At 70.3% G+C, this 2,994-nt stretch carries 3 protein-coding genes; all 3 read left to right on the top strand.

Annotated features, from left to right (window positions below; genetic code table 11):
* The first annotated feature begins 116 nt into the window (after positions 1–116).
* Positions 117–1,670: a wax ester/triacylglycerol synthase family O-acyltransferase gene (locus tag AC1D15_RS24710; RefSeq protein WP_477828052.1), complete on the top strand. Its 1,554-nt coding sequence runs from the start codon at positions 117–119 to the stop codon at positions 1,668–1,670.
* A 52-nt stretch (positions 1,671–1,722) separates the two neighbouring features.
* Positions 1,723–2,517 (top strand): esterase/lipase family protein, encoded by a 795-nt coding sequence (locus tag AC1D15_RS24705; protein WP_477828051.1) that lies wholly within the window; start codon positions 1,723–1,725, stop codon positions 2,515–2,517.
* Positions 2,514–2,994 (top strand): alpha/beta fold hydrolase (locus AC1D15_RS24700; RefSeq protein ID WP_477828050.1); only part of this gene is annotated, 481 nt, incomplete at its 3' end. The genes AC1D15_RS24705 and AC1D15_RS24700, both read left to right, overlap by 4 nt.

Below are 2,994 nucleotides of genomic sequence, written 5' to 3'. Positions count from 1 at the left end.
CCCGTGGCCTGGGCATGCGCATCCGCTGCGCACGCTGATCGACGAGTAGGGCTTCCCCCGAGCGCCGGGGGGCAGACCGCGCCCTAGCATCAGCCTCACCCCCAAGGGAGAGGCCCATGAAGCAGCTGTCCGGTCTGGACGCGTCCTTCCTGTACATGGAGACGCCGGAGATGCCGATGCACGTCGGCGCGTTGCACCTGTTCGAGTTGCCGGCCAGCTACAAGGGCAGCTTTCTCGGCGACGTGCGGCGCCACATCGAGTCCCGCCTGCCGCTGGCGCCCGCGCTGAGCCGCAAGCTCGCGTGGATGCCGTTCAACCTCGCGAACCCGGTGTGGGTCGATGCGGCGCCCGACCTCACGCAGCACATCGTCGGCATCAAGCTGCCGAAGGGCAGCGGGCTGGCCGAACTCGACGAGCAGGTCAGCCAGCTGCACCCGGTGCTGCTCGACCGCGACCGCCCGCTGTGGAAATTCCATGTCTTCGAAGGCCTCGCGCCCGGGCCCGACAAGACCCGGCGCGTCGGCCTCTACACCCAGTTGCACCACGCCGCCGTCGACGGCCAGGCCGCGATCGCACTGGCCCAGGCCATCCTCGACGTGCAGGCCACGCCGCGCAGCATCGAGCACGAGACACGCGCCGCGAAGAAACTCGACATCGGCCTCGCCGACATGCTGAGCGGCGTGCTCGCGAACCAGTTGCAGCAGTACGGCAACCTGGTGAAGGCCCTGCCGTCGACGGTCGGCGCGCTCTCCCAAGTGGCCACGCAAGGCGTGCGCAGCGTCGCCGGCAGGGCGGTGGCCCAGGTGCGCGGCAGCGCCGGCGACGCATCGATCGGCCTCGCGCCACGCACGCGCCTCAACGCCTCGGTGAGCGACGGTCGCGCCTTCGCCGGCGTCAGCCTGCCGATCGCGCAGATCAAGGCGCTGCGCCGCGCGCATGCCGCGACGCTGAACGATGTCGTGCTGATGCTGTGCGGCGGCGCGCTGCGGCGGCACTTCTTGCAGCACGGCCCGCTGCCGCGCAAGTCGATGGTGGCGGCGGTGCCGGTATCCACCCGCGCGGCCGGCGACACGACCGCGAACAACCAGGCCTCGATGACGGTCGTCAACCTCGGCACCCACCTCGCCGACCCGATGGAGCGACTGCTGTACGTCAAGGCGGCCAGCGCCGCGATGAAATCCACGCTCGGCAGCGTCAAGAGCCTGATGCCCACCGATTTCCCGTCGCTTGGCGTGCCATGGCTGATGAGCACCGTCACCTCGCTGTACGGCAAGGCGAAGGTGGCCGACCGCCTCCCGCCGATCGCCAACGTCGTGATCTCCAACGTGCCCGGGCCGGTGTTTCCGCTGTACATGGCCGGCGCGCGGATGCTGACCAACTACCCGGCCTCGATCGTCGTGCACGGCGTCGCGCTCAACATCACCGTGCAGAGCTACGACCAATCGCTGGATTTCGGCTTGATGGCGTGCGCGAAGGCGATGCCCGAGGTGGCCGAGCTCGCCGCGCACCTGGAAGCCACACTGGCCGAACTGCTGGCGCTGCCGGCCACCGGCGAGCCTGTCGCCATGGTGACACCCGAGCCCACATCCAAGCCCCTATCCAAGCCCAGGCCGAAGGCCCCCGCCAAGCCTAGGGCCAGGTCTCCAGCCAAAGCCGCCGCCGCCCGCTGATTGCCCACTAAGATGCAAGCGTATTCACGATGGCCCGACGCGGCCCCCCACCATGCCTCGTGACGGCGCGCAGCAGTCCCCCCACGACGACCTGAAGGCCCCCAATGCCTTGCTCCTGATGCTCGAAGGGCGCGCGCCCTGGGAGTTCGCGGCGATGCTCGCGTCTTCTCCGGTGCTGAACCGCGCGCTCGACAAGCTGCCGCCCGGCGATGGCCACCCGGTGCTCGTCTTTCCCGGCTTGGCCGCCGCCGATTTCACGACCGTGCCGCTGCGCAACTTCCTGCGCGACCGCGGCTACGTGCCCTACCCGTGGGAGCAGGGCTTCAACTTCGGCCCGCGCGAGGGCGTGCTCGAACGCTGCGCCGAGACGGTTGACCTGCTGCACCGGCGCCACCAGCAGCCGGTCAGCCTGATCGGCTGGAGCCTGGGCGGCGTGTACGCGCGCGAGGTCGCGAAGCAGCGCCCGCAGCAGACGCGCTGCGTGATCACGCTCGGCACGCCGTTCACCGGCCACCCGCGGGCGACCAATGCATGGCGCCTCTACGAATGGGTCAGCGGGCAGAGCGTGCACGACCCGGCCCTGCTCGAACAGGTGCGCCAGCCGCCGCCGGTGCCCACCACCTCGATCTACTCGCGCACCGACGGCGTCGTCGCGTGGCAGTGCAGCATCAACGAGGCATCGCCGCTGGCCGAGAACATCGAGGTGCATGCGAGCCACATGGGCATGGGCATGAACCCGCTGGCGCTCTACGCGATCGCCGACCGTCTCGCGCAGGACCCGGCGCGCTGGCAGCGCTTCGAGGCCGATGGCGCGCGCCGGTGGTTCTTCAAGACCGCCGCGGCATGAAGCTCGCGGCCAACGGCATCTCGCTCGAGGTCGAAGACCATGGCTCGCCGCAGGGCGAGCCGCTGCTGCTGGTGATGGGCCTGGGCATGCAGCTGACGGCCTGGCCCGACGAGCTGGTGCAGATGCTGGTGGCCAGGGGCTTTCGGGTGATCCGCTTCGACAACCGCGACGTCGGCCTGAGCCAGGGCTTCGATGCGCTGGGCGTGCCGAACCTGCCGCTGGCCGCGATGAAGTACGCCTTGCACCTGCCGATCCGCCCGCCGTACCCGCTGCGCGCGCTGGCCGACGATGCGGCCGGCGTGCTGGATGCGCTGGGCATCGCGCAGGCGCATGTGTGCGGCGCGTCGATGGGCGGGATGGTCGCGCAGCTGATGGCCATCCACCATCCGCAGCGCGTGAAGAGCCTGACGCTGATGATGACGACCACCGGCTCGCGCCGGCTGCCTACCGCCACGCCCGAGGTGCGGCGCGCGCTGC

This window comes from Rhizobacter sp. P2_H2, assembly GCF_056403375.1.
Note: the sequence above shows the minus strand (reverse complement) of the source record. Positions and strands in the feature narration are given on the sequence as shown.

Excerpts from the sequence above, each read along its gene's own strand:
- AC1D15_RS24710 (WP_477828052.1), top strand. The coding sequence starts at position 117 with ATGAAGCAGCTGTCCGGTCTGGACGCGTCCTTCCTGTACATGGAGACG.
- AC1D15_RS24705 (WP_477828051.1), top strand. The coding sequence starts at position 1,723 with ATGCCTCGTGACGGCGCGCAGCAGTCCCCCCACGACGACCTGAAGGCC.